Raw genomic sequence first — 26,643 nt, 5'->3', positions numbered from 1 at the left:
TATTTTATCTTATATTTTGCATCATTTGCATCATCTTTCTACCACCACCGCCTTGCATCATCTTCATCATTTTGCTCATTTGTTCAAACTGCTTCATTAGCTGGTTTACTTCCTGAAGCTCACGCCCGCTGCCTTTAGCAATACGCTTTTTGCGGCTCATATCAATAATAGCAGGATTGCTGCGCTCTTTAGGTGTCATTGAGTGGATAATAGCCTCAATATGCTTAAAGGCATCGTCTTTAATATCGAGGTCTTTTACAGCTTTACCTACACCAGGGAGCATACCCAGCAAGTCTTTCATACTACCCATACGCTTAATTTGCTGTATTTGTTCGAGAAAATCATCAAAACCAAATTGATTTTTAGCGATTTTCTTCTGAAGTTTGCGAGCCTGTTCTTCGTCAAACTGCTCTTGAGCGCGTTCTACGAGCGAAACGACATCACCCATACCAAGAATACGGTCTGCCATACGATCGGGATAGAACACGTCTATAGCTTCCATCTTTTCTCCTGTACCCACAAACTTAATAGGCTTATTGACTACCGACTTGATAGTAATAGCGGCACCACCGCGGGTATCACCATCGAGTTTGGTAAGAATAACTCCATCAAAATTAAGCACATCATTAAAAGCCTTAGCCGTATTAACCGCATCTTGCCCCGTCATTGCATCTACTACGAAGAGCGTTTCGTGTGGTTTGATAGCTTGGTGAATGTTAGAAATTTCATTCATCATTTGCTCATCAACTGCCAAACGACCTGCCGTATCTACAATTACCACATTTAGGTGATTATCCTTAGCGTATTGCACTCCTTTAAGTGCTATATCTACAGGGTTATTATTGCCTTTATCTGAAAAAACAGGCACCCCCACTTGGTCGCCCACTATATGCAGCTGATCAATAGCCGCAGGACGATACACATCGCAAGCCACCAAAAGGGGCTTTTTATTTTTCTTGTTTTTAAGATAATTAGCCAACTTGCCCGAGAAGGTGGTTTTACCCGAACCCTGCAAGCCCGACATCAAAATAACGGTAGGATTCCCCGAGAGGTTTACTCCTGCTGCATCACCTCCCATTAGCTGAGTAAGCTCATCTTTTACGATTTTCACCATCAGCTGCCCTGGTTGCAATGTGGTAAGTACCTGCTGCCCAATGGCTTTTTCCTTAACTGTATTGGTAAAATCCTTAGCTATTTTATAGTTCACGTCCGCATCTAAAAGGGCACGTCTCACCTCTTTTAAAGTCTCTGCTACGTTGATTTCGGTAATTTTACCGTGCCCTTTAAGATTATGCAGGGCTTTTTCTAATTTATCACTTAAATTATCAAACATTTTTATCTCATTTAAAAGCGGTGCAAAGATAGTAAATTATTAACAATTAATCATTAATAACAATAAAAAAACTACAGCAAGGGCATTTTATTTCATTTTTTGGGAGATGATTCCTTTATAAGTGAGTTTTTCTCTCTGAGTGGTATTAGCTTTACTTTGTATGAGCCGTATTGCATATAGAGCACTTCAGAAAATAGTATCTGAAATTTATTTTGGATTTTATCAATAAAATTCATATTTTTGCGCAATCAATTAGTAACTAAACATATAATATTATGATGAAGAGAATTTTATTACTCGTTATTGCAGCCATATCGTTTGCTGCTTGTTCAAAATCAGACAAAGAAACTCCTAACAGCGAAAAAGGAGGTAATGACAAATTTTTAGGCACTTGGGTAGGAACTATAAAGGTTATTGCTGAAAAGCCTGAAAAACAGGCTAAAGTAGATGAAATTTTCAAACAAATGTATGGTATAATCTTAGGAAGTCCTGAGACTAATTACGAAGTCTACTCAGTTAAAGTTGTTTTTAGCAACATAGAGGGTGAGAAAAAACTAAAAATAACAGATAAGAATGGAGTATATACTTTCCAAGATATAACATACACTATAAATGGAAATAAAATAACTAATGAAGATAAAAAGCAAGACTTAGCTACTTATTATTTTGAAAACAACAATAATTTATTAGCTGAAAATACTGATTTTTTCTTTCTCTTAGTAGATAGTGATGCTATTGGAAATAATAGTGAATATAAAAAAGAACTTGAAAAATTAAACAAAGAATATCCTAATTTACCTTCTCTTAGTTTAGAAAAACAAGCTGAATACGCTGAAAAAAATATAATACTACAGCTAAAATATGATGTATCTTTAAGGTATAAGTACAAATACAACCTTACTCGTCAATAATAAAATAACTATCATATATAAAAGAACCCCTGATAAGCACAAGCCTATTAGGGGTGTTTTATTAGCATTTAAAACAGCTTTTCTTGCTCTATCGTATTCGTTTTTCAATTTCTTACTAAATTCAGACATAAAAAAAGAGTGATTTATGTATATAAACCACTCTTTTTTAGCTATCTAAATTTTGTAGCGGGAACTGGACTCGAACCAGTGACCTTCGGGTTATGAGCCCGACGAGCTACCTACTGCTCTATCCCGCGATTTTCTGGGTGCAAAAGTACAAACTTTTTTTTATATGACAAGCTTTTTTGCAACTTTTTTTGATATTTTTTATCATTCTATATATAAACGCTTGATTCTGTGCGCCATAGAAGTTATCAATTCGTATGATATTGTCCCTGCTGATTCTGCTAAAGTCTCTGCTGTATGCTCCTTGTCAAATACTATTACCTCATCTCCTTCCTCACAATTTATGTGGGTGACGTCTACCAAAATCATATCCATACATACATTTCCCAGTATAGGGGCTTTTTTTCCGTGTATAAATACAAAACCTTTTCCTTTGCCGTAAATTCGGTTAATTCCATCGGCGTGTCCTACAGGTATAGTTGCTGTTTTGGTAATATGATCGGCTATATAACCACGGTTATATCCTAAACTATCACCTACTTGCAGTGTATGAATTTGCGAAATAACACTCTTCAAAGCCATAATAGGGGTTAAATTAGGTTGCAATGCTGCATCATTTGCAAAACCATACATTCCTATACCACTGCGCACCATATCAAACTGTGCCTCAGGATAATTGAGTATCCCTGAAGTATTGCATTGGTGGTAAATCACTTTATGTGCAAAAGTTTGGTTTATCTTTTCTTGAAAAGCGATAAAACACTGTATTTGGTTTTGGGTAAACTCTCGCTCATTCATATCTTCTGAGGCTGCCAAATGCGAATAAGCTGTTTTTACCTTTACAGTAGTGTTGTTTTTTAACAAACTAAGTACTTCATCTATTTGATTGAAATCAAAGCCTAAGCGGTTAAGCCCTGTATTGCATTTAAGATGCACAGGATAGTGAGTTAATTGGTGCTTTTGAGCATATTCTAAAAACAAATGTGTAGTCCTAAGTGAATAAAGGGTAGGTTCTAATTGGTATTTTATAATATCGTCAAAATTAACACTTTGTGGGTGTAGTACTATGATAGGCAAGCTGATACCGCATTTGCGTAGTGCAATACCTTCGGAAGTATAGGCTACTGCAAAATAGTTAGCCAACTTTTTTTTCTCTATATACGCAGCTATTTGGGTAGCTTCATTGCCGTATGATGAGGCTTTTACTACTGCCAAAAACCAAGTAGTGGGTTTTAGCTTACTTTTCAAATACTGTACGTTTCTCTCTAAAGCGTTAAGGTCAATTTCTAATACAGTTTCTTCAGTTTTCATTTATTCTTCAATTTTTCTAACATTAATCGTGTTTGTTCAGATAGCACTAATTTACCGGAAATAGCTGCATTGTCTAATAATTCTTTTTCCCAATGGTCTGTGTGTTGCCAAGTAATGCGCTTCATTTCTGATAGTGCCAAAGGATTTGATTTCAATAAAGTTGCTATAAAATCATCAATCTCTTTATCCATATCTTTTACATTCTCAAATACACGGGCAAACAATCCTTTTTGCTGTGCCCAATAGGCATTTTTCCATTGATTGGGTGCCATAAATAGCTCGTTAAGAGCTGCCTGCCCTGCTTTTCGCAAAATTACAGGAGCTATTACAAAGGGACCTATCCCTAATGAAAGTTCTGATAGCTTAATACTCGCACTTTCGGTAGCAAATACGTAATCTAAGGCTGCCACTAAGCCTACACCTCCCCCTACAGCCTTCCCTTGCACTCGCCCAATAATAAGTTTTTTACAACGGCGCATAGCTAAAAAAAGATGGGCAAAACCTTCAAAAAAAGAGGTACCTTCAGCTTCATTGGTAATAGCTAAAAGCTCATCGAAGGAGGCTCCTGCACAAAAGGCTCTTTCGCCTTCGCTCTGCAACAAGATGATACTTACTACTTCGTTTTGGGAAAGTGTATCTATTTCTTTAGCTAAACGTTTTAAGAGCTCTGAAGGAAAAGAGTTTGCATTAGGATGCCCAAAGGTAATAGTTGCTAATTGGTTATCTATTTTGGTGTATAGAGAGCCTAAATGATTGTTGATATTCATAAGCTTTATTTTGAGGGCAAAAGTAGTAAATAATGTTTAAATATCAATGATTAATAATTAATTTTGTTTGATAAAAAAGTTATGGGCAGGCTCTTGCTATTGGTGTGAGCTGCACGGGCTTCACATACTTGGCTGCGCCAGCTCACCGACTTTCCTTCGGTGCGAGCCGCACGGGCTTCACATACTCGGCTGCGCCAGCTCGCCGACTTTCCTTCGCTCAACCTTCGCTCAACCTTCGCTGAAGGTTCGGTAGTTATAAGGCTGATGTGACTGGTAAAAAAAACTTTGGCAAAGGCTGTGGAACGATTCCCATAACCTTTGCCAAAGTGCATACGTTGTACAAGTGTGTACTGCTATTTTGGTGTTTTACTAAAATACATCTTTGATGTGTTTCATACTATTAGAGATGCTGTCTTTAGCTTCTGAAAAATCACCTTGACCTATCTTTTTGATGATATTGGTAGCAAAGCCTTTCATTTGCTCAAAGGTAATGTGTGGTGGCATTGCTAAGGTGTCGCGATTGGTGTAGATGTTCACCAAGGTAGGTCCATCGTGCTCAAAAGCGGCTTTTACAGTAGCTTCAAGGTCTTCGGTTTTGCGTACTTCATAGCCTTTGATGTTCATCAGGTCGGCGAGCTTATCAAAAGGTGGGTTTACCATATTGGTTTGCCAATCGAGGTAGCCTGATACTTCCATTTCGAGTTTCACCATTGCAAGCGAACGGTTGTTGAAGACGAATATTTTTACGGGGTATTGGTACTGCATTAGGGTTGCTAAATCGCCTAAAAGCATAGAGAGACCACCATCTCCGCACATTGCTACTACTTGTCTGCCTTTAGCTGAGGCTGCTGCACCTATAGCCATTGGGAGGGCGTTTGCCATAGAACCGTGATTGAATGAGCCGGTGAGGTAGCGTTTGCCTGTTCCTTTTATAAAGCGTGCTGCCCATACTACATTCATACCTGTATCAACGGTGAAGATAGCGTCTTGAGCGGCATATTTATCTAATAATTTAGCGGCATATTCGGGGTCTATTTGGTTTTCTTCGGTCTTCTTTTTGGTGTAGTCTTCCAATGATTTTTCGAGTTCTAAATACTCTTTGTGAATGTCTTTTAGGAAGCTATCATCGGTGCGTGTGCTTAGCTTAGGCAACAAAGCTGTAATAGCGTCTTTTATATCGCCTGCAAAGCCGTAATCTACTTTGGCACGGCGACCGATAATCTCGGGGCGTTCGTCTATTTGGATAATAGTACTTTTCTTAGGCAGGAACTCAGCATAAGGGAAGTCGGTGCCCAACATAATAAGGACATCGGCTTTGGCACAAACGTCATAACCAGAGCGGTGCCCAAGCAAGCCGTTCATACCTGCAATATAAGGGCTATCGGCGCGGTCGAAGAATATTTTGCCACGGAAAGAGGCTACGATAGGAGCTTTAAGGGTTTCGGCAAGCTGTTCTACTTCTTTGACAGCGTGCTGACAACCGTGTCCGCAGTAAAGGGCAATTTTCTTATTTTTGCTATCGTTAAGCACCGCCGCAAGTTTGTCGAGCTCTTCGTCTGAAGGGCGTACTACGGGTTTAGCCAAGAAGGTTTGGGTAGCAGTAGGCACTTCTTCAAGTTCGGCACCTGCCACATCACCTGGGAGTCCTAATACCGCTACGCCTTTTTCGTTGATAGCGGTTTGAATAGTGCGTTGCATCATTGTAGTGAACTGCTTAGGGGTATTGGCTACGTACACGTATTTGCTGCAGTCTTGGAATAGCAAGAAAGGGTTGGTTTCTTGAAACCAGTGAGTGCCGAACTTGTGAGTGGCGCAGGTGCTGGCTATGGCAATCACAGGGTTGCCAGAGCGGTTGGCATCGTAAAGCCCATTGATAAGGTGTACGTGTCCAGGTCCTGAACTACCCATACAGCAGCCGATACCATTGAGTTCGGCATCCATAGAGGCAGCATAAGCCGCCGATTCTTCGTGTCGTACGTGTATCCATTCTAAACGTCCATCGCGGCGAATGGCATCATTTACGGGGTTTAGGCTGTCGCCTGTAATGGCGTATACGCGTTTTACGCCTGCTTGTACTAACATTTCAACCAATTGGTCGGATACATTTTTGCTCATATTTTTTTTATTTTACTAAATTTTTATTTTAAATATTTCAGAGGCAAAAGTACGATTTTCTTCATTTTTAAAATGCTAATGTTTTGTTAATTTTTTTGGAGTAGTAAGAGAAACAAATAGTTATATATTACTTATTGAATATTATTTTCGTATATTTGCAGCATAATAAAAAAATACAAAAATTATGGCTAAGAAAATACCCGTAAAAAACGGGATAAAAATAGCAGTATCTATCATTGTGGTACTATTAGTACCTTCTTTTATCTATCTTATTACCGATGGTGATTTTGGTGGAATTATTCTTTTTGCTATGGCTCTGTTTGCCAGCTTTTTGGTGGTAGTTATTTTTTCTATCTACTATAGTTTTTTCTACCGTTGGGCAAGGATATTATTAGGATGTCTGTTGGGGATAGTCTTCTTAATTATTTTATATAACGTTTTTTCTCAATACAAATACCGCATTGTGGAATGGTATGCCAATTATACCTTGCCTGAGGAGTACAAAAGTTATGAAGATATGGATTTGGTTACTGCAAAAGCAAAATCATTTTACCATAAAAAAGGTATGACTTTAAAACTTGTTACTCGTTATTTAAACCTTAACGATGCACTTTTTTACAACAAAGCAAACCAACTTATTTATTACAGAAGCTCGGGTTCTACTTTTATGCGTTATGACCAAGACGGAAGATTTATTGATAGTCTTAATGTAAGTATAACGGGCTCACAATCGTTCGAACCTCCTGTATTTTTAGGGGAGTATTGGGTGGATGTTTATCAAGATTGCTATTTTTCGTGGGCGGTAGATGGTGATGAATATGCTCAGCCTATAATTCCTGTATATGATTCTGAAGATTGGAATGATGATACTCGCAAAATGTATTTCAAAGAAGTACAAAAAACAGCTGATTATTTTATGCTAACCCCCATACATAGCGATGAGGCTGATGCTGGTCATAAGCTAAATCGCAGCGATTGTAATGCTAAAGTGGTTTTCTTTAGGGAAAAAGAATGGTACTATTTTTATATGAATACACCCTCTAACTATGGTTATGAAGATTTTATAGCTGAAAAAGGCAAAAGATCTGAGGAAGAACTATTCCTCCGATTTAAAGAGCGGGCTACCAACGAAAGAAGTACACTGAAGCGACGCCTTATCCGCCCTCGTTATCTAAGTTATGACGATTATATATATCTGGATATAGCTACTTTTCAGCTAAAGAGTTCGTGGTGGTATAGCGATGAGGAGCAGATGAAGGTAGAACCTACTACATTTTATTGGAACAAGGACGAGTCGGTAGAGAATTTTAGCAATTTTTATATTTATCAGAATAACAACGTAAATTACAGCTTATTGAAGATTGAAGACGGAGTGTATATTCTCAAGTAGCTCTAAATCACTCTGGAAACAGTAATTCCATCGCGTATGGGTAGTAAAACGGTCTCTACACGGGGGTCGTTTTTTAGTTTTTGGTTATATGCCATTAGTGCAAGGGTGTGCTTGTCGTTAGGCTTTACTTCTTCCACTACTTTGCCGCTCCAGAGAACATTATCAGAAAGGATAATACCACCCTTATTCATTCGGGAGATAACTAAATCAAAATAGAGGGCGTAATTTTGTTTATCTGCATCTATAAATACAAGGTCAAAAGAGGTATTAAGGGTGGGGATAATATCGGCAGCCTTACCAAGATGTTGTACAATTTGGTGTCCATAACCGCTACGGTCAAAAAACTCACGTTGCAGGTCGGTAAGCTCTTCTTTTATGTCAATAGTATGCAACTTACCTTCAGGAGATAGTCCTTCTGCAAGGCATAGGGTAGCATAACCTGTATAAGTACCAATTTCTAAGATAGTTGTAGGGCGTAGCATCTTGGAAAGGAGACTTAGAAATCGCCCTTGCAAATGCCCACTAAGCATACGTGGCTGCAATACGTTTAAGTGAGTGCGGCGTGTGAGCTCTTGTAATAGTGCAGGCTCATCAGTGGTATGGGTAGTGGCGTAGTTTTCTAAATCTTCTGATAAAAAGTGCATTATAAATTATTTTATATACAATAAAAAAAGCTGCCCTAAAAAGGACAGCTTTTATAGTACCTGAGGAGGGAATCGAACCCTCACTCCGAAGAACACGAGTTTGAGTCGTGCGCGTCTACCAATTCCGCCACTCAGGCAAGTTGCTTTTTCAATTCGGGTGCAAAGGTACACAAGTTTTTTGAATATGCAAAAAAAACAACAACTTTTTTTCAATATTTTTTATAACTACTTATACTTCAATACTAACCGATTGCGTCTTTGTATTACTTATATCTTCAAAAAAGAAGTCTATACGACCTAAATTGATGCCATAGCAGCCCACTTGGTTCACCAAAGTAGTCTTACCGCTCTTGTTGGTTACTAAGGTTGGTTTATCTAAAAAGGTATGTGTATGCCCTCCAATGATAAGGTCGGTATGTGAAGTTTGGGCAGCAACTTTCAGGTCTGATACTTTAAGAGGGTTATCGAGGTAGTCATAGCCAAGGTGCGACAAGCAAATTATTAAATCACATTGTTCTTCGTTGTGAAGCTTGTGTTCCATATCTTGGGCTATTTCTATAGGGTTGAGGTATACCGTTTCTCCGTATTGTCGTTTATTTACCAAACCTTCCAGCTCCACCCCTAAGCCATACACTCCTATTTTTATCCCTGCTACATTGTATATTTTATAGGGTTTTACGTGTCCTGCAAGGGCTGTATTGCTCACATCGTAGTTGGCGTTGATAAACTCAAAGGTGGCGTGAGGAAGCTGGGCTACCAACCCTTCTACCCCATTATCAAAATCGTGATTACCAAAGGTAGCTGCATCATATTTGAGCATCGACATTATTTTAAACTCTAATTCACCCCCGTAGAAGTTAAAGTAAGGAGTACCTTGAAAAATATCGCCTGCATCAAAGAGCAGTGTATTTGGATTCTCGGTACGTATTTGGTTAATAAGCGCAGCGCGGCGTGCAGCTCCTCCTTTATTAGGACGCAAAGGGTCGTTAGCTGGCAGTGGGTCTATATGGCTATGGGTGTCATTGGTATGCAGTATAGTAATCTGTTTTAGGGTTGAGTTAGCTTTCATTGAGAGCGTACTCCAAGCACCTGCCCCTAATAACAACGAGGTAGCTCCTATATTTTTTATAAAAGTTCTTCTTTTCATCGTAAAATTAAGGTTTATATTCAAAGCGGTTATCCTGTTTAGCGTGTAGGGTATCTATTTTAGTAAAATAGTCTATGAGTACATTGCGTACTTTATAGTCCAACATATCTGTTTTTAGCGGATTACTGAAGAAGTACATCGCATCGCCGCCATACATTAAATAATCGGAAGTAGCTACAAGGTAAGTTGCTTTAGGATTAAAGGGCTTGCCGTGTATGGTGAAGTGGGTTATCTTGCCATCGTGGGTAATTTGCAATTGCACTTGCTTGGATAGCGGGTGCGGCAAGCGGTGTTTTATAAGGTAGTCGGCAAGTTCTTGTACCTTCTCGCCGCTCATTGTGAGCACTACCATTTCATTTTCAAAGGGCATCAGGTTATATGCCGACCCCATTGTAATATCGCCTTTAGGCAAATCGGAACGAATACCTCCAAAGTTAAGCAGTACAAAATCTATCGTTTGCCCTGTGCGCTTTTTGTAATAAGGGGCAATAGTTTCATATATTGCATCAGCAAAAAAATTGCTAATAGGTATATTTAGTGGCGGATTATTGCGGTCTTTTACCAAATCCTGAGCATTTTGCGCCAATACTTTATTCATTTCGTTATCCACGTGCTGCCTATAGGGTGCTATAAAATTCTCAATTGTAGCCTCTTGAGGGCTATTCTCGTCTATAGGTATATTTTTTGCCTTAATGAGTGTCAGCACTTGGCTCATAGAAGTTGCACAAGCACACAGTACTATTAAGACAATAAAGCAAAGGAATAGTTTTAATTTTTTCATAAATTGTTGTTCTTAATTTTAGTCTATCGGTATTTTCATTTTAAAACTGCACATTGGCAGCTACCTCTTTTTTCAGTTCTGCCGAAGCCTCTACCAAAGGCAATCTCACATAAGGCTCACAAAGCCCTTTGGCTGCTAATATAGCCTTGATGCCTATAGGATTCCCTTCTTTAAACGCCAACCCTATTTTGGGTAACAGACCGTAGTGCAATTGGTTGGCTTCAGCTACTTTGCCTTCCAATCCCAAACGCACCATTTGCGAAAATTCAGCAGGATAGGCAATGCCTATTACCGAAATAGCGCCTTTACCCCCCATATACACCGAAGGCAAGGTAGTGCCGTCATCACCCGATAGGAATGTAAAGCCTGCAGGCAGCTGTTTTAACAATTGCATATCAAATACCAAGTTGCCCGAAGCCTCTTTCACAGCGGTAATATTACTAAAATTAGTAGCCAAAGACACAATTGTTTCTGCTGTCATTGATACCCCCGTTCTGCCTGGTACATTGTAAAGTATAATAGGTAACGGACTTGCCTGTGCTATGGCTGCAAAATGGGCATACATACCAGCTTGTGAAGGCTTGTTGTAATAAGGCGTTACCGATAAAATTGCTACAAAGTCATCTAATTGAGTATGTTTTATCTCGTCTATCACATTTTGGGTGTTGTTACCGCCTATCCCTATTACCAAGGGTACGCGTTTGTTATTAACCCTCACAATAGTATTACATACCAATTGTTTCTCCTCTTTGGTGAGGGTGGGTGCTTCGCTGGTAGTACCCAAAGCAACAATAAATTCCACTCCACCAGCAATTACGTACTCTACAATCCTTTCCAAGGCAGGTACGTCCACTTGGTTATCAGCTGTAAAGGGGGTAATCAGTGCTACCCCTGTTCCTTTAAGTTCCATAATTTATTTTATTTACGAATGATTGTACTCAAAACTTTTTTTACTTCCGAAGCAAACAACTCTCCCTGCGCAGGCGAACAGCCTATCACAATATCGTTGTATTGCAGGTCTATTCCTTGAAAACCAATACGCAATTTAGCTTTTATAGACGATGAAAGCAGTAATAAAGGCAGTTTAGGCTCACTAAAATAGTTAATAAGCAGGTCAAATTCCTGTTCTGCGAGCCTATCGGCGTGATAATTGCGTACCTTTCCCTGCCAATTGATTTCTTTATCAATCAAAATAGGGGTGCCATCGTTGTGTGTTTCTTCCGAAGTACGTTTATAACCCAATATAATTTGATTTTCAGGACGAATATTGTAATATTTTATAAGGCTTAGCAGTGGTTTTATATCTTTCACCACATCCATATCAATAATACAGCCCACTTTCACAAGTTCGCTATTCAGCTTGTTGTTATATTTAGCCAAAAGTTTAAAGTTCTTGCGAATTTTATTCTTTATGTAATAATTCTTTATAAATTCCACAGTTTGTATAATTTTCTATATCTCTTAAGTTTCAGGCGACAAATATACAAAATATTTTCTATTTTTGAATAATGATTTTTTGAATTATTGCAGATATTAGTTAAGAATCAAACTGTTTTATTTCCTTCAGTTGCTCGTCATCTATGTTGTAAATGTCGTTTTTGATGATTTGTTGCCCTTGTTCGTCTATCCAAGAGGTATTGTAAATAATATTGATTTTAAATTTTGTTTTTAGAGGAACGCGATATTGGTTGCGCTTGCCGTGCATTGCTTCATTTACACGCTCTTCTGTCCAAGGGTTCTCAGCATCTTCATTCTTAAGTAGCTGATAAGCAAGCTGTGATGGATTTTGCACCCGTACACAACCGTGACTAAGGGCGCGTACTTCTCTGTCAAAAAAGTATTTAGAAGGAGTATCGTGCAAGTAGATGCTCATATTATTGGTAAGAATAAATTTCACCAATCCCAATGAATTATTCGCCGATGGTGCTTCTACAAAAAAGAAACGGCGTTTGCGCACTGAAGGGTCGTTCCAATCCACCTGAGTAGGGTCTATTTTTTTACCGTTTTCGTACATCGTATAGCCTCTATTTTTATACTTTTCTGGGTTGGCTTGTGATACTATTTGGGGTATCATCTCTTTTTTGATAATACTTTGCGGTACCGACCACGTAGGGCGAAATTCTACGTATTGTATCGTATCGGTAAAAATAGGTGTAGAAGTAGCTGATTTTCCTACCACTACTTTAGTTTCAAAAAGTACTGAATCTTTTTGGTAAAGAGCAAGTTTAAAATCAGGGATATTCACTATAGCGTAATTATCGCCCAAATTGTTGTTAAACACGCGCATACGTTCCATATTTAGCTGTAGCAAGTCGCGCTCTTTGGTGGGGTTCATATTGATAAAATAGAGAGTTTGCTTACCCAAAACGCCATCGGGGGTAAGCCCTTTACTTTGTTGAAAACGTTGTACCGCAGCTATTAGGGTACTATCTACGATTTCAGGAGTATCTGTAATAGAACTATCAAAGCCTTTTTGTTTCAGTATATTGCGCAGCTGTGTTACTACAGTGGCTGTATAGCCCACCGCAAAGTTTTTAGGATTGTCAATCGTTAGCACCGAAAGTGAGTCGGCAGTGAGCTTTTTAAGTGCTGCGTATTTTACCCGCATCTGTTGGTATTGTTTAGAGGTGGGTAATAAACTCGTTATCAGGCCGCTCAAAGGTTCTTTATCGTCTATCTGCAACAATAAGTCCGAAGGGTTTAGTGTGTTTTTAGGTTTAAACCACGAATGCTCTCCGTAAAACTTCTTAGCAAAACGCCCTTTGGTGAGGTGTTCTAATAGCAAGAAAAAAGATGCTGTAATTTCTTTATCGCATTCTGCCTTTACCTCATCGGGCACCTGATGGGCATAGAGACTATCCACTGTATTTTTAAGTGCTGTACGCCTATAGGTTTCAGGATTAAGCCCATCGCTATCTATGCTATCCAATACGGCAAGGTATTCAGCAAAAAGACGCGAAGGCATATCTTGGTACAACCAGCGCGTTTTCATTCCGTTTTGTATGTAATAACTAAGCGTGTGTGACTGCACGCCTTTTTTGTAATTATTATCTAACACTACCAGCTGTGCAAATGCAGCTGCAGTAGTATCTACAGCAATAGTTAGCGCTTCTTTATACACTTCTTCGCCTGTTTCTCGCAAAGACGAATTGGGGTGTGATGAAGGGTCATTTTTACAGCTTTGCACCACAAACAATACACCTATGAGCAGTAAGTATTTAATAATCGTGTTTATCATTGTTGTTGTTTTAAGTTACGAATTACGAAAATTTATGAATAGCTTCTTCTATCACCTCATATACTTTGCTAAGTTGAGCATCCGTAATGATGTAAGGCGGCAATATATAGATGCTGTTGCCTACAGGGCGCAAAATAACGCCTTTAGAGATGAAAAAATTATAGAGTTTATCGCGAAAAGAACCGTAATAATCGGTATTTTCGGCTGTTTTGAGTTCAAAAGCTAAAATTACTCCCAAGGTGCGTGGATTGAGCACTTGTGGGTATTGGGCAATGCGTTGCAAAAACTCGTGATGGCGTTGTGCTACACGCTTTAAGTTTGCTTGCATCTCCTCTGATTGCAGTATTTTTATCGCCTCAAGAGCTATAGCACAACCCGTTGGGTTTGCAGTGAAAGTATGTCCGTGAAAAAGGGCTTTATTTACATCTTCACTATAAAACCCATCAAATATTTTTTGGGTAGCTGTAGTAACCGCAAGGGGTATGGTGCCACCAGTGAGTGCTTTGGAGAGACAAATAATATCAGGTTTGTGCTCTAAATAATCGGAGGCAAAGGTACGCCCTGTGCGCCCGAAGCCTGTCATTACTTCATCGGCAATGGTAATAACATTATTGGCTTTTGCTATTTGTATCAACTTATCAAGAGCTGCTGGCTCATAGATTTGCATACCCGAAGCACCTTGCACCAAAGCCTCAAAAATAAAAGCGGCAGGCTGATGCTCATCAATCACTTGTTGTAGTTTTTGGGCAGCTGCATCGCTTCCTTTTTCGGGCAGTGGAATACGCACTACCTTCAGCAAGTGATTTTTGAAGGCTTCTGTAAAAAATGAAATACCTGAGGCTGCCATTGCTGCAAAAGTATCTCCGTGAAAAGCATTCTCAAAAGCTACTACCGTAAATCGTTTTTCGCCTTTGTTAAAAAAGTATTGCAATGCCATTTTAATAGCAATTTCTACAGCGGTAGAGCCATTGTCGGAAAAGAATACTTTTTGCTGATTATCAGGCAGAATACTGATAAGTTTTTCGGCAAGAAGTACAGCAGGTTCGTGTGTAAATCCGCCAAAGAGTACGTGCTCTAAATGAGTGAGCTGTTTGTAGGCAGCTTGTGCCAATTGTTGGTTGCTATGCCCGTAGGGGTTTACCCACCAGCTGGCGATAGCATCAATATATTCGTTGCCGTTTTCGTCCCAAAGAAGCGCATCTTTGCCTTTTACAATAGCCAGAGGTTTAGCGGCAGTTTGGTGTTGGGTGTAAGGATGCCATAGGTGTTGGGCATCGCGTTGTTGTAAATTCATTTTTTCTTTGATTGTATAATGGTATTGGTTATAATATCTTTTTCTAAGTTCCAGCCTCTTGCAGGGCTATACTCTCGCCCATATAATATAATTTGTATGTGGAGTTTATTCCATTTGTTTTTGGGGAAAAGACGCTTGGCATCTTTTTCGGTTTGAGTAACGGAAGAGCCATCGGAGAGCCCCCAGCGATGCATCAGGCGGTGTATATGGGTATCTACAGGAAAAGTAGGAATGCCAAAGGCTTGTGATAGTACTACGCTGGCAGTTTTGTGCCCTACAGCAGGTAGCGCTTCAAGCTCTTCAAATGTTTGTGGCACTTCGCCGTTATGTTTGTCAATAAGTATTTGTGATAAGCCGTGTATGCCTTTTGATTTCATCGGCGATAAGCCCAATGGCTTGATAATCTCACGTATTTCATCTACCGATAGCAGTACCATATCATAAGGATTATCGGCTTTGGCAAAAAGTATTGGGGTAATGGTATTTACGCGTGCATCGGTAGTTTGTGCCGATAGCAATACCGCAATCAGCAAAGTGTAAGGATCTTTGTGATGCAGTGGGATTTCTATCTGAGGGTAAAGTTCCTCAAGGGTATTGATGATAAACTTTATTTTCTCTGCTTTTTTCACTTCTAAGAAATTACGCCGCAAAGGTAATAAAAAATAATGATATAGTAGGCAACGAACGTTAATTTTTTGTTAAAAAGCAAAATAACACTATTTATGGTATTATTTTTGTGTCCTGATAATCATAATGAAAAAGATTTTTATACATATTATTCTTTCACTACTCATCTTGTTCTCAAACTCAGGATGGGCAATATCTTTTCATTACTGCCATAACAAACTTACTTCGGTATCTCTACAATACGGTGAAACTGACATAGAAGAGGGTTGTACCGATATGGATAGTTGTTGTGGTGATGATGAAGAGGCTGAAGATGATATGAGCAATGACGATGAGGGTTGTTGCAAAAAATCTTCTGTAACTTCTTCAACTTCTGATAGCGTTGATGTTGTAAAGCTGTTTAGCTTGCATCTTCCTATATTTGTGCTATCGGGTGAATCATTTGTTTTATTAAACGCTGACATTGTTCCTGCAGCAGCAAAAGAGTCTGTTACACCTATTTACTACGGTTCAGGAGGTCTTCCGCTATATGCGCTTTACTGTCAGCGGGTGTTTTATGCTTGATATTTTATTGCGATAAGGTGTAGGAGGGCTGCGCTAGCATAGGCTGACCTTCGTCACATACTCGGCTGCGCCAGCTCGCCGACTTTCCTTCACTCATCCTTCGCTCAACCTTCGCTGAAGGTTCGCTTAAAGAAGGGGCGAGATGACGCTGTATCAAAAGAAGTAAAAAAATAAAACACTTAAAGAAAATAAAAATGTACAAATCATATATATTTATCATAGGGCTATTGTTGCCCTTATCACTCTTTGCTCAAACATTTAGCAAAGGAATGGTTGTAGATGAAGCTCACCAACCGCTAATAGGTGCTGAGGTATATTGGGAAAATACCGAAATTGGTGTTTCTACCGATGAAGAAGGTAACTTTACCCTTAAAAATACCCCCGATTCACATACTTTGGTAGTAAAATACGTAGGCTACCAAATTAAAAAAATAAAAGTAACAGGACAAGCTCCATTACACATACAATTAGCTCCTGAAGCCGATTTAGACGAAGTAGTCGTAACCCAAAAACGTGCTAAAGTGATGAAATCTCAATTTCAGGTGGCTAACATACAAACAATGAGCAGCGGGGAACTGCTAAAAGCGGCGTGCTGCAACTTGTCGGAAAGCTTTTCTACCAATCCATCAATAGATGTGAACTTCTCTGATGCCGTTACGGGTAACAAACAAATAAAAATGTTGGGACTTACAAGTCCGTATATACTAATGGCAGAAGAGAACATTCCTGCAATGCGAGGGGCTTCGCAGGCTTATGGCTTGTCGTTCGTACCAGGTACGTGGATAGAGAGTATTCAAATTACAAAGGGTGCGGGTAGCGTAATCAATGGGTATGAAAGTATATCGGGGCAAATAAACTACGAGATAGAAAAACCGATGAATACCTTGCCTTTCTTTTTAAACTTGTATGCTTCGGGCGATAAAAGATATGAAATCAACGCTCATACCAATAAACGCCTGTCGGACAAGTGGGCAACAACGCTCTTGGCTCACGGCAATGTGCGTCAAGAAAAATCTGACCACAACAACGATGGCTTTATTGATAGTCCATTAGGGAACCAAATCAACTTGTTAAATCGCTGGCAGTATACCAATCACGAAAAAGGTTGGGTAGGCTTTTTGAACCTAAACTATATGAAAGACGACCGCCAAGCGGGTGAAATGCGTTTTGATAGGCTTACGGATAAACTTACTCGCAATGCGTGGGGTAGCGAGGTAAATTCGGAACGATGGGGTGCTACCAACAAAATAGGCTATGTGTTCCCCGAAATGCCTTATAAGAGTTTCGGTTTCCAAAATTCGTTTTTGTCGCACAAACAAAACTCGTATTTTGGATTAAACCAATACGATATTCACCAAAAAAGTTGGTATGGTAACTTTATTTATAACTCTATCATAGGAAATGCAAAGCACAAATTTGCTACAGGCTTAAACGGAAGTTATGACGATTATGACGAAGAATTAGCACTGCCTTATGCTTATAACGATTTTTCGCGTGTAGATAGACAAATGGGGGCTTTCTTTGAATATACTTATGACAATCAAAGCAACTTCAGCGTAGTGGCTGGCTTGCGTGCCGATAGTCACAACCACTTGGGCTATTTTATTACACCGCGCTTGCACTTGCGCTATAACCCTTGGAAAAATGCTACTTTTAGGCTTTCGGCAGGTAGAGGAAAACGCGCTGCCAATGTGATTGCCGAAAATCAGCAGTTCTTGGCTTCTAATCGCCAATTTATACTAAGGGGTGATGGTGGTAAGTTGTACGGCTTCAACCCCGAAATAGCGTGGAACTACGGAGCGAGCTTCTTGCAAACCTTTAAGGTATTGGGCAAAAACGCAGAAGTATCTGTAGATTTTTATCGTACTGACTTTAGCAATCAGGTAGTTGCCGATGTAGATCACTCGGCACAACAGGTGCTTTTCTATAACCTAAATGGTAAAAGTTTTGCCAATTCACTACAAGCTGACTTCAGTATCAGTCCTGCCAAAGGTTTAGACGTGAAAGCGGCTTATAAATATTACGATGTAGAAACTACTTTCACCAAAGGGCTGATGGAAAAAACACTTACCCCAAAACAACGTTGGTTTGCCAATGTAGCATACGAAACGGAAGATAACCACGAAAATAACCACTCTCAATGGAAATTTGATGTTACCTTCAACTGGTTAGGCGAACAACGCCTTCCTGATACAAGTGCTAACCCTCTGCCCTACCAAATGGAAGCGTATGCGCCTGCTTTTGCTACACTCAATGCACAAGTTACAAAAGTGTTTTCTAAACGCTTTGAAGTATATGTAGGCGGTGAAAACCTCACTAATTACAAACAGAAAAATGGTATAGTAGCTGCTAATGCTCCTTTTGGTGCTTACTTTGATAGTACAATGCAGTACGCGCCTGCTTTTGGGGCTATGTATTACGCTGGACTACGTTTCAAACTAATAGCAGATAAATAAAAGAAATAGAACTATAACAACAATATAAAAAATAGCAAACAATGAACATTAAAACATTTTTATGGATAGCTTTAAGCCTAATAGGGCTTGGCTCCGCAGGGGCACAAACTACGCCCAACAAAAACAAAAAAGTAGAATTTGCCGTAGGTGGCAATTGCGAACAGTGTAAGGCTCGTATAGAAAAAGCGGCTTATAGTGTGAAAGGAGTGAAAAGTGCTAATTGGAACATCAATAGTGGTAATATCACCCTTATCATAGACAAACGCAAATGCAGTGAAAGCGATGTGCAAAAAGCCATTGCCAAAGTAGGACACGATGCTGGCAAAGAACGTGCTGATGATGCTGTGTACAACAAGCTACACAACTGCTGTCTGTACGAAAGATTACCATAAACACAAAAGAGGCTGTCCCGTTTTGAGACAGCCTCTTTTGTATTTTATAAAGAACGTAGTAAATAATACTAAGCTTCGCAGCTGCTGCAATTTACAAAGTTCATTATCATTTCTTTAGCCACCGACTGGCTTCGTTGGTAATACAATGATTTTACCCCCAGTTTCCAAGCTTCAATCATTACTTTATTCACATCTTTGATAGGCATTACTGAAGGGATATTCAAATTCAAACTCTGCCCTTGGTCTATATACGCTTGGCGTTGTGCTGCCTGCGATACAATTTCCATAGGCGAAATTTCTTTAAAGGTCTTAAACACGTTCTTTTCTAACTGCGATAGCTCTTGCAAATGCTGTACAGAACCATTATTCAAGCGTATAGAACGCCATATATCTTCATTATTCAATCCTTTTTCCTCCAATAATTGGGTAAGATACTTGTTTTTGCGCATAAAGTTACCCTTAGAAAGCCCTACTTTGTAATAATTGCTTGAATAAGGCTCGATACCTGGTGATACTTGTCCTAAAATAGCCGAACTTGATGTTGTAGGTGCAATTGCCATAGTAGTAGTATTGCGCCTGCCGTAGCCTTTTAGCAATTCAGGTTCGCCATAAATATGTGCTAACTCTCTGGTTGCTTTATCAGCCTCTTCACGTATATGCTTAAAGGCACGAGCGTTGAACTGGGTAGCTTCAAAGCTCTCAAAAGGTATCATATTGCGTTGCAAATACGAATGATATCCCAATACTCCCAAACCTACTGCACGATGACGCATTGCAAAGCGGCGTGCCGATTGTAAGTAATAGTTACCTTTAGTTTTTTCAATAAACTCCGATAAGACGGCATCTAAAAAGAAAACTGCAAGTTTCACAGCTTTAGTATCCTTCCATTCATCAAAAAGCTCTAAGTTCATTGAAGATAAACAACATATAAAAGATTCTTCTTCTGATGAAGGCAACATAATCTCACTACACAAGTTGCTAGAGCGAATAATCATATCATTATCTTTGTACACCTGTGGGCGAGGACGATTTACATTATCTGTAAATAGTATGTAAGGAAGCCCCTTTTGCTGGCGTGATTCAAGAACGCGCGCCCACAAACGGCGTTTTTCCATATCGCCATCAATCATTTCTTGCATCCAATAATCGGGCACACATAAGCCGAAGAAGAGGTTTTGTATGGGAAACTCTACATCTTTTATCTGTAGAAATTCTTCAGCATCGGGGTGGTCTATATCAAGATAAGCCGCAAAAGCACCACGCCTTACCCCTCCTTGCGATACCACATCCATAGCCGAATCAAACAGTTTCATAAAACTCACCGCACCGCTTGATTTTCCATTATCAGTAACTGCCGAACCGCGACTGCGCAATTCGCCAAAATAGCCAGAAGTACCCCCGCCTATTTTAGTCTGCATAATTACCTCGCCCAATTTGTGAGTAATACCTTCAATACTATCGGGCACGTGCACATTGAAACAAGAAATAGGCAAACCGCGCTCGGTACCCATATTAGCCCATATAGGCGAAGAGAAGCTAATCCACCCCTTGGTAATCATCTCTTTAAAAGCAGGCTGTAATTCAGGCTTGTACAACCTACGAGCTGCAGCGTGCGTAATCCTATCTATCGCTCCCTCAACACTTTCACCCTTTAATAAATACCCCCGATTGAGTATCTGCTCAGACTCTTCGTTGAGCCACCATATATTTTTATCTTCATTCATAATTTTACTTTTTCAAGGGTGCAAAATAACGGCTTTTATTTTGATTTACAAAATTTAAATATTAACACAGTTTTCAACAACTCCACTACCAATACGCACACTCACACCTTCAGCAAAGGATAAAATTGGCACACCAAAAATTAATCATCAATCATTGATATTTAAACATTATTTACTATTTTTGCCCCAAATCATAGTTTTATGCAGATTATCACCTTAACTACCGATTATGGGCTGCGAGATTATTCAGTTGCAGCAGTAAAAGGAGCACTTTACAGAGAGTGCCCCACGGCTACTATTGTAGATATTTCGCATCAAATTTCACCCTTCGACATCTTCCAAACAGCTTATATACTAAAAAATGCCTATATTCACTTCCCCAAAGGTAGTATTCACGTAATAGGTGTGGATGATGAACGCACCTCACAAAAAAAACACCTTATTATGTACTATAACGGACATTATTTTATAGGTGCCGATAGTGGCATCTTCAATCTAATAACCGATAATAAGGAAAATATGGAACTATATGAGTTCAAACATCAATATCCTTCAGAACTATTCCCCACCTTGTTCGTCTTCCCGAGTATCGTACAGCAAATTTACAACAACGTTCCACTTGCCAAAATTGGCACTAAAACCGAACAATACATAAGAGCTACCTACTTAAAACCAGAAGTAAACGCCGATAATACTTATATTTATGGTGCTATAATGTATATAGACCATTATGGCAACGCCGTGAGTAACATTACACAAGAACTCTTTGAGGAAGTACGACAAGGACGCTCCTTTGAAGTAATCTTCAAAATGTACCCCTTTGATAAAATCTACAAATACTACAGCGAAATAGTTCGCAAATACTCCATAGAAGAACGCTCAGAAAAAGACGGCGAAAGTATGCTCTTGTTCAACGAACTCGGTTATTTACAAATCAGCATTTATAGAAGTAATTGTGATACCGTAGGAGGTGCTGCTTCACTTTTAGGAATCTACTTACACGACAGAGTATCGATACAATTTAAGTAAAAAATTAATTATCAGTATTTTAGCAATACCCTACTCCTACTCCTATATTTTTTGGATTAAAAATATAGGAAACTTTTTTTGTTTATTAAGTTTTTTTGTAGTATCTTTGCACCCCGAAAATAAAGTTGTTATCAGAAAAACACTTTAGTTACAACTTATCATAAAATATAATCTTATAACAAATGAAAAAAGTTATCACTGTAATTATTATTATAGCCTGCTTAGGCTTAATGGGATACAAATTGTACTCTAATAAACAAAAAAATGAACAAGAAGTGGCTATTGTTGCCCAAAAAGACGCTAAAGTAGCTGTACGTATAGCCAAAGTTACTGAAGAAAAAATAAGCGACTTATTTACCGCTAATGGTACTTTCGTAGCCGAACAAGACTTAGAGGTATCTTCTGAAATGGGCGGACAAGTAGTGAAAATATTAGTAAAAGAAGGCGATTACGTGAGTGCCGGACAAATATTAGCACAAACAAAAAGCGACAGAACCAATGTACAACTTGAAAATGCTAAAGCTGCCCTACAAACAGCCCAATCAGACCTTAAACGTTTTGAAAGTGCTTTTAATACAGGAGGGGTAACCGCTCAACAATTGGAACAAGCCCGTTTGCAACTGAAGAATGCCCAAGCCAACTACAATTCGGCTTCTATACAATCAGGTAATACCGAAGTACGTAGCAAAATTAGTGGTATTGTTAGTAGCAAGAATGTAGAAGAGGGTACATTGGTAAATCCAGGGCAACCACTATTCAATGTAGTAAATATAGATTTCTTGAAGCTAAAAATAACTGTTGATGAGCAACAAGTAGGCAGATTAAAAGTAGGTGAAACTATTAAAGTGCGCCCAAGTGCCTCACCCGAAACTATAGAAGGTAAAGTAATTTTTATTGCTCCTAAAGCTAACAATGCTTTAAAATTCCCTGTAGAGGTATTAGTAGCCAATAAGGATAAAAAGCTAAGAGCTGGAATGTATGCTACAGCAGCCTTTGGCAACGAGAGTACAGCTTCCAATATATTGGTAGTGCCACACGCTGCTTTTGTGGGTAGTGTAAGCCAAAATAAGATTTTCAAGGTAGTAAAAACAGGCGAAGATGATTTAAAAGCCGAAATGATTACAGTACAAAGTGGTCGCAACTTTGGTGATAAAGTAGAAATATTATCGGGCTTAAATGCTGGAGATGAAGTTGTTGTAAGCGGACAAATAAACCTTGATAATCAAACTCCTATAAGAGTAGTAGAATAGAAGTTTTTATAGCTTTATACAAAAAAAGCCGTCAGTAAAATAACTGATGGCTTTTTTTATTATATTGTAACAATGATTACTCATCGCCGTCCATATATTCCAAAAACTCTTTGATAATTTTGGTAGGGTTAGCTTTTTTCGTCCATAGAACGGGGGTTTCTTCAAAATCGTGGTGATGAATAATGATGGGTATGTTCTTACCAAATACTTTTTCAATAATGCCTTCATCAAAGAGTTGTTTTGCAAGGGCTATTACTTCTTTGATAAATTCTTTGTCAAACTTATCACCTTTTTTAAGGAGCTTTTCATATAATTCGTCATCGTGTTCTATAGCTCGTTCATTTTCTTCGTCTGTATAGAAATAGGGTGTTTTGGCGAACCATTTGGCTAATAGCTTGTCTTTTTTACCTCCAATAGTTTCTAAATCGTTTTGTAGCCAATAATCATAGTGCCATTTAGCTTCTTCTTTAGAGGGCGCATTGTAGATTTCCTCCTTTACGTTGTTCAGGGTGTTGTAACTAAGTGTAACTTTTGGAAAACGCAAATCGTCATCTTCGCAGGTATAACACAACGAAAGTGTGTATATATCTTTGAGTTCTTCATCATTGGCTATTTCCTGAACAGCGTTTTTCAACTTTTCATAACTCTTTTCTACAAAGTTCTTTTTCTCTTTTTCCACTATAAAATGTTGTTTTTAGTTTATATTTTTTTGAATTGTTTTTCTTAAAAAAATGCCTGCAAAAGTACATTTTTTATTTGATATAGCGAAACTTTTATTTTATTTTTTTTATCATTAGTGGTTTAGCTTACAATTTTGTATTTATTAGTAAGTTTCAGGGCTACAGTTTCGCCAAAGGAGGTAGTGTTTTTTACTTGTATTTCACTGTTACTCTGCTGTATAGTGAGTGTGAGTTGCAAAGAGGGGTGTTCCTGTGGATTGATAAGAGCCATAAACTTTACATTGGTAGTTTTTTCTAAGAAGAGTTCTTTGCCTGTAATTTCTTCAGTAATATTCTTAATTATTTGCATCATACACACCCCTGGCGTAATAGGGTTATTAGGAAAATGCCCTTCAAAAATAGGGTGTTGAGGGTTGAGGGTAATCGTGCAAAGGTAATTTTCAGCATCTTGCTGCTCCAAACTGCTGAGAGTATAAAAATCTTTTAGCATAGGTTTAATAAGGATTTAAACTTTATTTTAGTAAACAAACTACATTGTAAAATTTGTTTCATCAATATTGGTGTTCAGCTTTTTATTGCTAAACAATATTTCGGTATAATCTTTTGAGGGTTGTATGAGTTTCACTCGCTCTACTATGTAATCAGCTCCAAAATAGAGTTCTATTTCGCCTATATACTTTAGTAACTTCTTATCGGTGGGCAGGAGCTTTACAAGGGTACTTTTGTCTGTTTTGGTATAGCTGATAGTAAAAGCTTTATCGTTGAACATATCGCCTGTGATAGTGCCTATTATAAGGTTGTTTATCTTCTTAAAGACTTTATTATCAGCATTTATTTGCGATACTTTTCCTGCATCGTTTATAGTGATATGGTTGTTATGGAAGATAATTCGGTACTGATAGGGCTTGGTGTATTGCCAATTGAGTTTAGCGGGCTTAGCGAAAGCCATTTTGCCAAAGCTTTCAATATCCTTGGTCATAAAATCGGAGTGTTTTCTTTGCAAAAAGTCCGTTTGCATTGTTTGTATAGATTGGTTTTTGGCTTGTACTTGGGCTTTGAAGGTTTGCACTTGTGCTGGCGTAAGAGTTTGTGCTTGCAAAAAATAACAGCCACAGAGGCTAAAAAGTATCAACAGTTTTTTCATTCTATATGGTTTGTAATTGTATAGTTATTTTCTTTGAGGTATTGCAATAAGCGTTCCAGAACGCGAAGAGTATGTAAGTGCTTATCGTGTAGCAGGATTATATTGCCGTGAGTGAGTTTGCGTACAATTCTATTAAAAAGTTGGTCTTCATCTTTGATAATAGTATCCAAGGAGCGTATATCCCAACCTATTGTTTTTTTGCCCGTAGTGCGTATGGCTTTGGCTAATTTGGGATTGGTAATGCCATAGGGCGGACGGAATAAGTGTGTGTGTATGCCTAATTGTGCTAAGGCTTCATCGGTGTGGTTAATTTCGTTTATGAGCTTTTGGGTACTGAATAGGTTTTTGGGTTGGTGACTAAAAGTGTGGTTGCCTATGAGGTGCCCTTCTGCCTGCATACGCCTAATAATTTCAGGGTATTTTTGCACTTGCTCACCTATACAAAAAAAAACGGCTTTAGCGTCATAACGCTGTAATAAGTCTAAAAATTGCGGGGTAAGTTCAGAAGGTCCGTCATCAAAAGTAAGAACTATTGTTTTGGTGGGTCGTTGTTTTAAAAAATACTGAGTTTTTACAAAATACGACAACCTCACATCAAAAACGCCCCACGAAGTGATGCCCAAATATATGATTGTTAGCGTTATATAGGTATAAAAAGGCACCTGCCATAGGGCACAAGTGGCTATGGCGAGTAGGAAGAGTATAGTAATATAAAAATGTTTGCTTAATTTCATATTTTATTCATTTGCAATGCTATAATTTTCTATTACAACGAAGCTAATAACACCAAACTAAAATCTTTATTGCGATAGGAATTGATAAGCAATACATATTTTGCTTGGGTGTGTTTTATATAGTGGCTGGCGTAACATAAACCGAAGGCAGAGGCGGTGTAATACTCGGCACAAAGGGGCTTGTAATGTATGGTGGGAGTAGCAATATTGCGTTGTTGGTCTTCGCCTGTAAAAATGAGGGTTATATCATCAAGGGTAAGGTTGTTTCGGTTTAGGAAATTGGTGAGAAAAGTGTTAAACTCATCGGGGGTGAGTTCATTACGCAGGGTTATATCAACAAGCTGAGCATAAGTAGAAGATGTTGGTACTGATGAAAGCACAAAAAAGCTCGCCCCCTCCCCTTTTTGGTTAAACCCTACCAAATTATGCAAAAAAACAGTATGGGGGCTGTGCTCATCAACTCCGCCTACCAAAGCGGTAGCGATAGTGCCTTGTTCCATTTGTATTTTGGCATCTAATAAGGCAGACTCAAACGATACGGCTCCGTTTACGTAAGTAAAATTAAGCCCTTTGCACTGCAAATTGAGGGCTATTTGCCCAGCAACTGTGTTGTGCGTGGATTGTATAAAAGAGGTAGGGGTGAGATGCTGCTCATCATTCTGAAGGAGTGCCGTAAGAAATTTTTCGGAATCTTGCACGCACCCCATACCTGTACCTACCAAAATAGCATCGGGAGTAGTGATATTAGCCTCTTTGAGGGCTTCGGTAGCGGTGGCTATGCCCATTTTTACGCCTTTAGCCATACGCCTACTGGCATTGGGGGCTATATACTCTTTATAAGAAGGTTCTTGAGCGTAATACACTTCTTCAGAAGAAACTTTAAGCGCTGCTATGCTTTGTTCTTCCTGAAAGAAATGGGTTAAGAAAGTGGGTTGTATTGAGATACAGGCTGTTCCGTTGATGTAGGAGTTCATTTAATTATTAAT

The 26,643-nt window shown here is 38.8% G+C and carries 26 protein-coding genes and 2 tRNA genes; 7 read left to right on the top strand and 21 right to left on the bottom strand.

Going from position 1 to position 26,643, the window contains the following annotated elements; translation table 11 throughout:
* Positions 1-4: 4 nt before the first annotated feature.
* The gene (ffh, locus tag HMPREF9075_RS07235) at positions 5-1,333 is read right to left on the bottom strand and encodes a signal recognition particle protein (RefSeq protein WP_009415858.1); all 1,329 of its coding nucleotides are present in this window, start codon (positions 1,331-1,333) and stop codon (positions 5-7) included.
* 275 nt (positions 1,334-1,608) lie between these two features.
* Here ffh and HMPREF9075_RS07230 point away from each other — a divergent pair, with 275 nt between their 5' ends.
* Positions 1,609-2,244 (top strand): hypothetical protein, encoded by a 636-nt coding sequence (locus HMPREF9075_RS07230; RefSeq protein WP_009415856.1) that lies wholly within the window; start codon positions 1,609-1,611, stop codon positions 2,242-2,244.
* Between the two features lie 184 nt (positions 2,245-2,428).
* Here the strand turns inward: HMPREF9075_RS07230 and HMPREF9075_RS07225 are convergent.
* From HMPREF9075_RS07225 to HMPREF9075_RS07205, 5 genes are all read right to left on the bottom strand, one after another.
* Positions 2,429-2,501: transfer RNA gene (locus tag HMPREF9075_RS07225), tRNA-Met, on the bottom strand.
* A 73-nt stretch (positions 2,502-2,574) separates the two neighbouring features.
* Positions 2,575-3,681, bottom strand: coding sequence for an alanine racemase (alr, locus tag HMPREF9075_RS07220; RefSeq protein ID WP_009415855.1), 1,107 nt, complete (start codon positions 3,679-3,681; stop codon positions 2,575-2,577).
* On the bottom strand, positions 3,678-4,448 hold the full coding sequence (locus HMPREF9075_RS07215; protein WP_009415854.1) for an enoyl-CoA hydratase/isomerase family protein: 771 nt from the start codon (positions 4,446-4,448) through the stop codon (positions 3,678-3,680). The genes alr and HMPREF9075_RS07215 overlap by 4 nt, the downstream gene beginning before the upstream one ends.
* Positions 4,449-4,498: 50 nt before the next feature.
* Positions 4,499-4,780: a hypothetical protein gene (locus HMPREF9075_RS07210; RefSeq protein ID WP_009415853.1), complete on the bottom strand. Its 282-nt coding sequence runs from the start codon at positions 4,778-4,780 to the stop codon at positions 4,499-4,501.
* Positions 4,781-4,817: 37 nt separating this feature from the next.
* On the bottom strand, positions 4,818-6,563 hold the full coding sequence (locus HMPREF9075_RS07205; protein WP_009415852.1) for a thiamine pyrophosphate-dependent enzyme: 1,746 nt from the start codon (positions 6,561-6,563) through the stop codon (positions 4,818-4,820).
* 184 nt (positions 6,564-6,747) lie between these two features.
* On the opposite strand from HMPREF9075_RS07205, the gene HMPREF9075_RS07200 reads away from it, so the two are divergent.
* Entirely contained in the window at positions 6,748-7,953 is a 1,206-nt protein-coding gene (locus HMPREF9075_RS07200; RefSeq protein ID WP_009415851.1) for a hypothetical protein, read from the top strand.
* A 2-nt stretch (positions 7,954-7,955) separates the two neighbouring features.
* Here the strand turns inward: HMPREF9075_RS07200 and HMPREF9075_RS07195 are convergent, their stop codons facing one another.
* The 9 genes from HMPREF9075_RS07195 to nth all read right to left on the bottom strand — a co-directional run bounded on the left by HMPREF9075_RS07195 (position 7,956) and on the right by nth (position 15,686).
* Positions 7,956-8,597: an O-methyltransferase gene (locus HMPREF9075_RS07195; protein ID WP_009415850.1), complete on the bottom strand. Its 642-nt coding sequence runs from the start codon at positions 8,595-8,597 to the stop codon at positions 7,956-7,958.
* A gap of 57 nt (positions 8,598-8,654) precedes the next feature.
* Positions 8,655-8,734 (bottom strand) — tRNA-Leu (locus HMPREF9075_RS07190).
* A 92-nt stretch (positions 8,735-8,826) separates the two neighbouring features.
* The gene (locus HMPREF9075_RS07185) at positions 8,827-9,744 is read right to left on the bottom strand and encodes a bifunctional UDP-sugar hydrolase/5'-nucleotidase (RefSeq protein ID WP_009415849.1); all 918 of its coding nucleotides are present in this window, start codon (positions 9,742-9,744) and stop codon (positions 8,827-8,829) included.
* 7 nt (positions 9,745-9,751) lie between these two features.
* Positions 9,752-10,525: a 5'-nucleotidase C-terminal domain-containing protein gene (locus tag HMPREF9075_RS07180; protein WP_009415848.1), complete on the bottom strand. Its 774-nt coding sequence runs from the start codon at positions 10,523-10,525 to the stop codon at positions 9,752-9,754.
* Positions 10,526-10,565: 40 nt separating this feature from the next.
* Entirely contained in the window at positions 10,566-11,435 is an 870-nt protein-coding gene (gene dapA / locus HMPREF9075_RS07175) for a 4-hydroxy-tetrahydrodipicolinate synthase (protein ID WP_009415847.1), read from the bottom strand.
* An 8-nt stretch (positions 11,436-11,443) separates the two neighbouring features.
* Positions 11,444-11,962, bottom strand: a complete 519-nt coding sequence (locus HMPREF9075_RS07170) for a hypothetical protein (protein WP_009415846.1) — start codon at positions 11,960-11,962, stop codon at positions 11,444-11,446.
* 100 nt (positions 11,963-12,062) lie between these two features.
* On the bottom strand, positions 12,063-13,763 hold the full coding sequence (locus HMPREF9075_RS07165; protein ID WP_009415845.1) for a murein L,D-transpeptidase: 1,701 nt from the start codon (positions 13,761-13,763) through the stop codon (positions 12,063-12,065).
* Between the two features lie 22 nt (positions 13,764-13,785).
* The gene (bioA, locus tag HMPREF9075_RS07160; RefSeq protein WP_009415844.1) at positions 13,786-15,057 is read right to left on the bottom strand and encodes an adenosylmethionine--8-amino-7-oxononanoate transaminase; all 1,272 of its coding nucleotides are present in this window, start codon (positions 15,055-15,057) and stop codon (positions 13,786-13,788) included.
* Entirely contained in the window at positions 15,054-15,686 is a 633-nt protein-coding gene (nth, locus tag HMPREF9075_RS07155; RefSeq protein WP_009415843.1) for an endonuclease III, read from the bottom strand. The genes bioA and nth overlap by 4 nt, the downstream gene beginning before the upstream one ends.
* Before the next feature lie 124 nt (positions 15,687-15,810).
* On the opposite strand from nth, the gene HMPREF9075_RS07150 reads away from it, so the two are divergent.
* The 3 genes from HMPREF9075_RS07150 to HMPREF9075_RS07140 all read left to right on the top strand — a co-directional run bounded on the left by HMPREF9075_RS07150 (position 15,811) and on the right by HMPREF9075_RS07140 (position 19,096).
* Positions 15,811-16,248 carry a hypothetical protein gene (locus HMPREF9075_RS07150; protein ID WP_009415842.1) on the top strand — a complete coding sequence of 146 codons (438 nt, stop codon included), beginning with the start codon at positions 15,811-15,813 and terminating at the stop codon, positions 16,246-16,248.
* Between the two features lie 194 nt (positions 16,249-16,442).
* Positions 16,443-18,704, top strand: coding sequence for a TonB-dependent receptor (locus HMPREF9075_RS07145; protein ID WP_009415841.1), 2,262 nt, complete (start codon positions 16,443-16,445; stop codon positions 18,702-18,704).
* Between the two features lie 41 nt (positions 18,705-18,745).
* The gene (locus tag HMPREF9075_RS07140; protein WP_009415840.1) at positions 18,746-19,096 is read left to right on the top strand and encodes a heavy-metal-associated domain-containing protein; all 351 of its coding nucleotides are present in this window, start codon (positions 18,746-18,748) and stop codon (positions 19,094-19,096) included.
* 68 nt (positions 19,097-19,164) lie between these two features.
* Here HMPREF9075_RS07140 and HMPREF9075_RS07135 read toward each other — a convergent pair whose 3' ends face one another.
* Entirely contained in the window at positions 19,165-20,820 is a 1,656-nt protein-coding gene (locus HMPREF9075_RS07135; RefSeq protein ID WP_009415839.1) for a ribonucleoside-diphosphate reductase subunit alpha, read from the bottom strand.
* Between the two features lie 201 nt (positions 20,821-21,021).
* Between HMPREF9075_RS07135 and HMPREF9075_RS07130 the strand changes: the two genes are divergently transcribed.
* The gene (locus tag HMPREF9075_RS07130) at positions 21,022-21,849 is read left to right on the top strand and encodes an S-adenosyl-l-methionine hydroxide adenosyltransferase family protein (protein ID WP_009415838.1); all 828 of its coding nucleotides are present in this window, start codon (positions 21,022-21,024) and stop codon (positions 21,847-21,849) included.
* 182 nt (positions 21,850-22,031) lie between these two features.
* Positions 22,032-23,099 (top strand): efflux RND transporter periplasmic adaptor subunit, encoded by a 1,068-nt coding sequence (locus HMPREF9075_RS07125; protein WP_009415837.1) that lies wholly within the window; start codon positions 22,032-22,034, stop codon positions 23,097-23,099.
* A gap of 76 nt (positions 23,100-23,175) precedes the next feature.
* Here HMPREF9075_RS07125 and HMPREF9075_RS07120 read toward each other — a convergent pair whose 3' ends face one another.
* From HMPREF9075_RS07120 to HMPREF9075_RS07100, 5 genes are all read right to left on the bottom strand, one after another.
* A complete protein-coding gene (locus HMPREF9075_RS07120) occupies positions 23,176-23,778 on the bottom strand; it encodes a hypothetical protein (protein ID WP_009415836.1) in 603 nt (200 codons plus the stop codon).
* A 122-nt stretch (positions 23,779-23,900) separates the two neighbouring features.
* Positions 23,901-24,269, bottom strand: a complete 369-nt coding sequence (locus tag HMPREF9075_RS07115; protein ID WP_009415835.1) for a hypothetical protein — start codon at positions 24,267-24,269, stop codon at positions 23,901-23,903.
* Between the two features lie 39 nt (positions 24,270-24,308).
* Positions 24,309-24,923, bottom strand: a complete 615-nt coding sequence (locus HMPREF9075_RS07110; protein WP_009415834.1) for an outer membrane lipoprotein carrier protein LolA — start codon at positions 24,921-24,923, stop codon at positions 24,309-24,311.
* Positions 24,920-25,657 (bottom strand): polysaccharide deacetylase family protein, encoded by a 738-nt coding sequence (locus HMPREF9075_RS07105; RefSeq protein ID WP_009415833.1) that lies wholly within the window; start codon positions 25,655-25,657, stop codon positions 24,920-24,922. Before HMPREF9075_RS07105 ends, HMPREF9075_RS07110 begins: the two co-directional genes overlap by 4 nt.
* Before the next feature lie 32 nt (positions 25,658-25,689).
* Positions 25,690-26,631 (bottom strand): beta-ketoacyl synthase N-terminal-like domain-containing protein, encoded by a 942-nt coding sequence (locus HMPREF9075_RS07100; protein WP_009415832.1) that lies wholly within the window; start codon positions 26,629-26,631, stop codon positions 25,690-25,692.
* Positions 26,632-26,643 lie beyond the last annotated feature (12 nt).

The sequence above is a fragment of the Capnocytophaga sp. oral taxon 332 str. F0381 genome (assembly GCF_000318275.2).
Classification (GTDB): Bacteria; Bacteroidota; Bacteroidia; order Flavobacteriales; family Flavobacteriaceae; genus Capnocytophaga; species Capnocytophaga bilenii.
The sequence above is the reverse complement of the archived record's forward strand: the minus strand, read 5'-3'. Positions and strand labels throughout refer to the sequence as shown.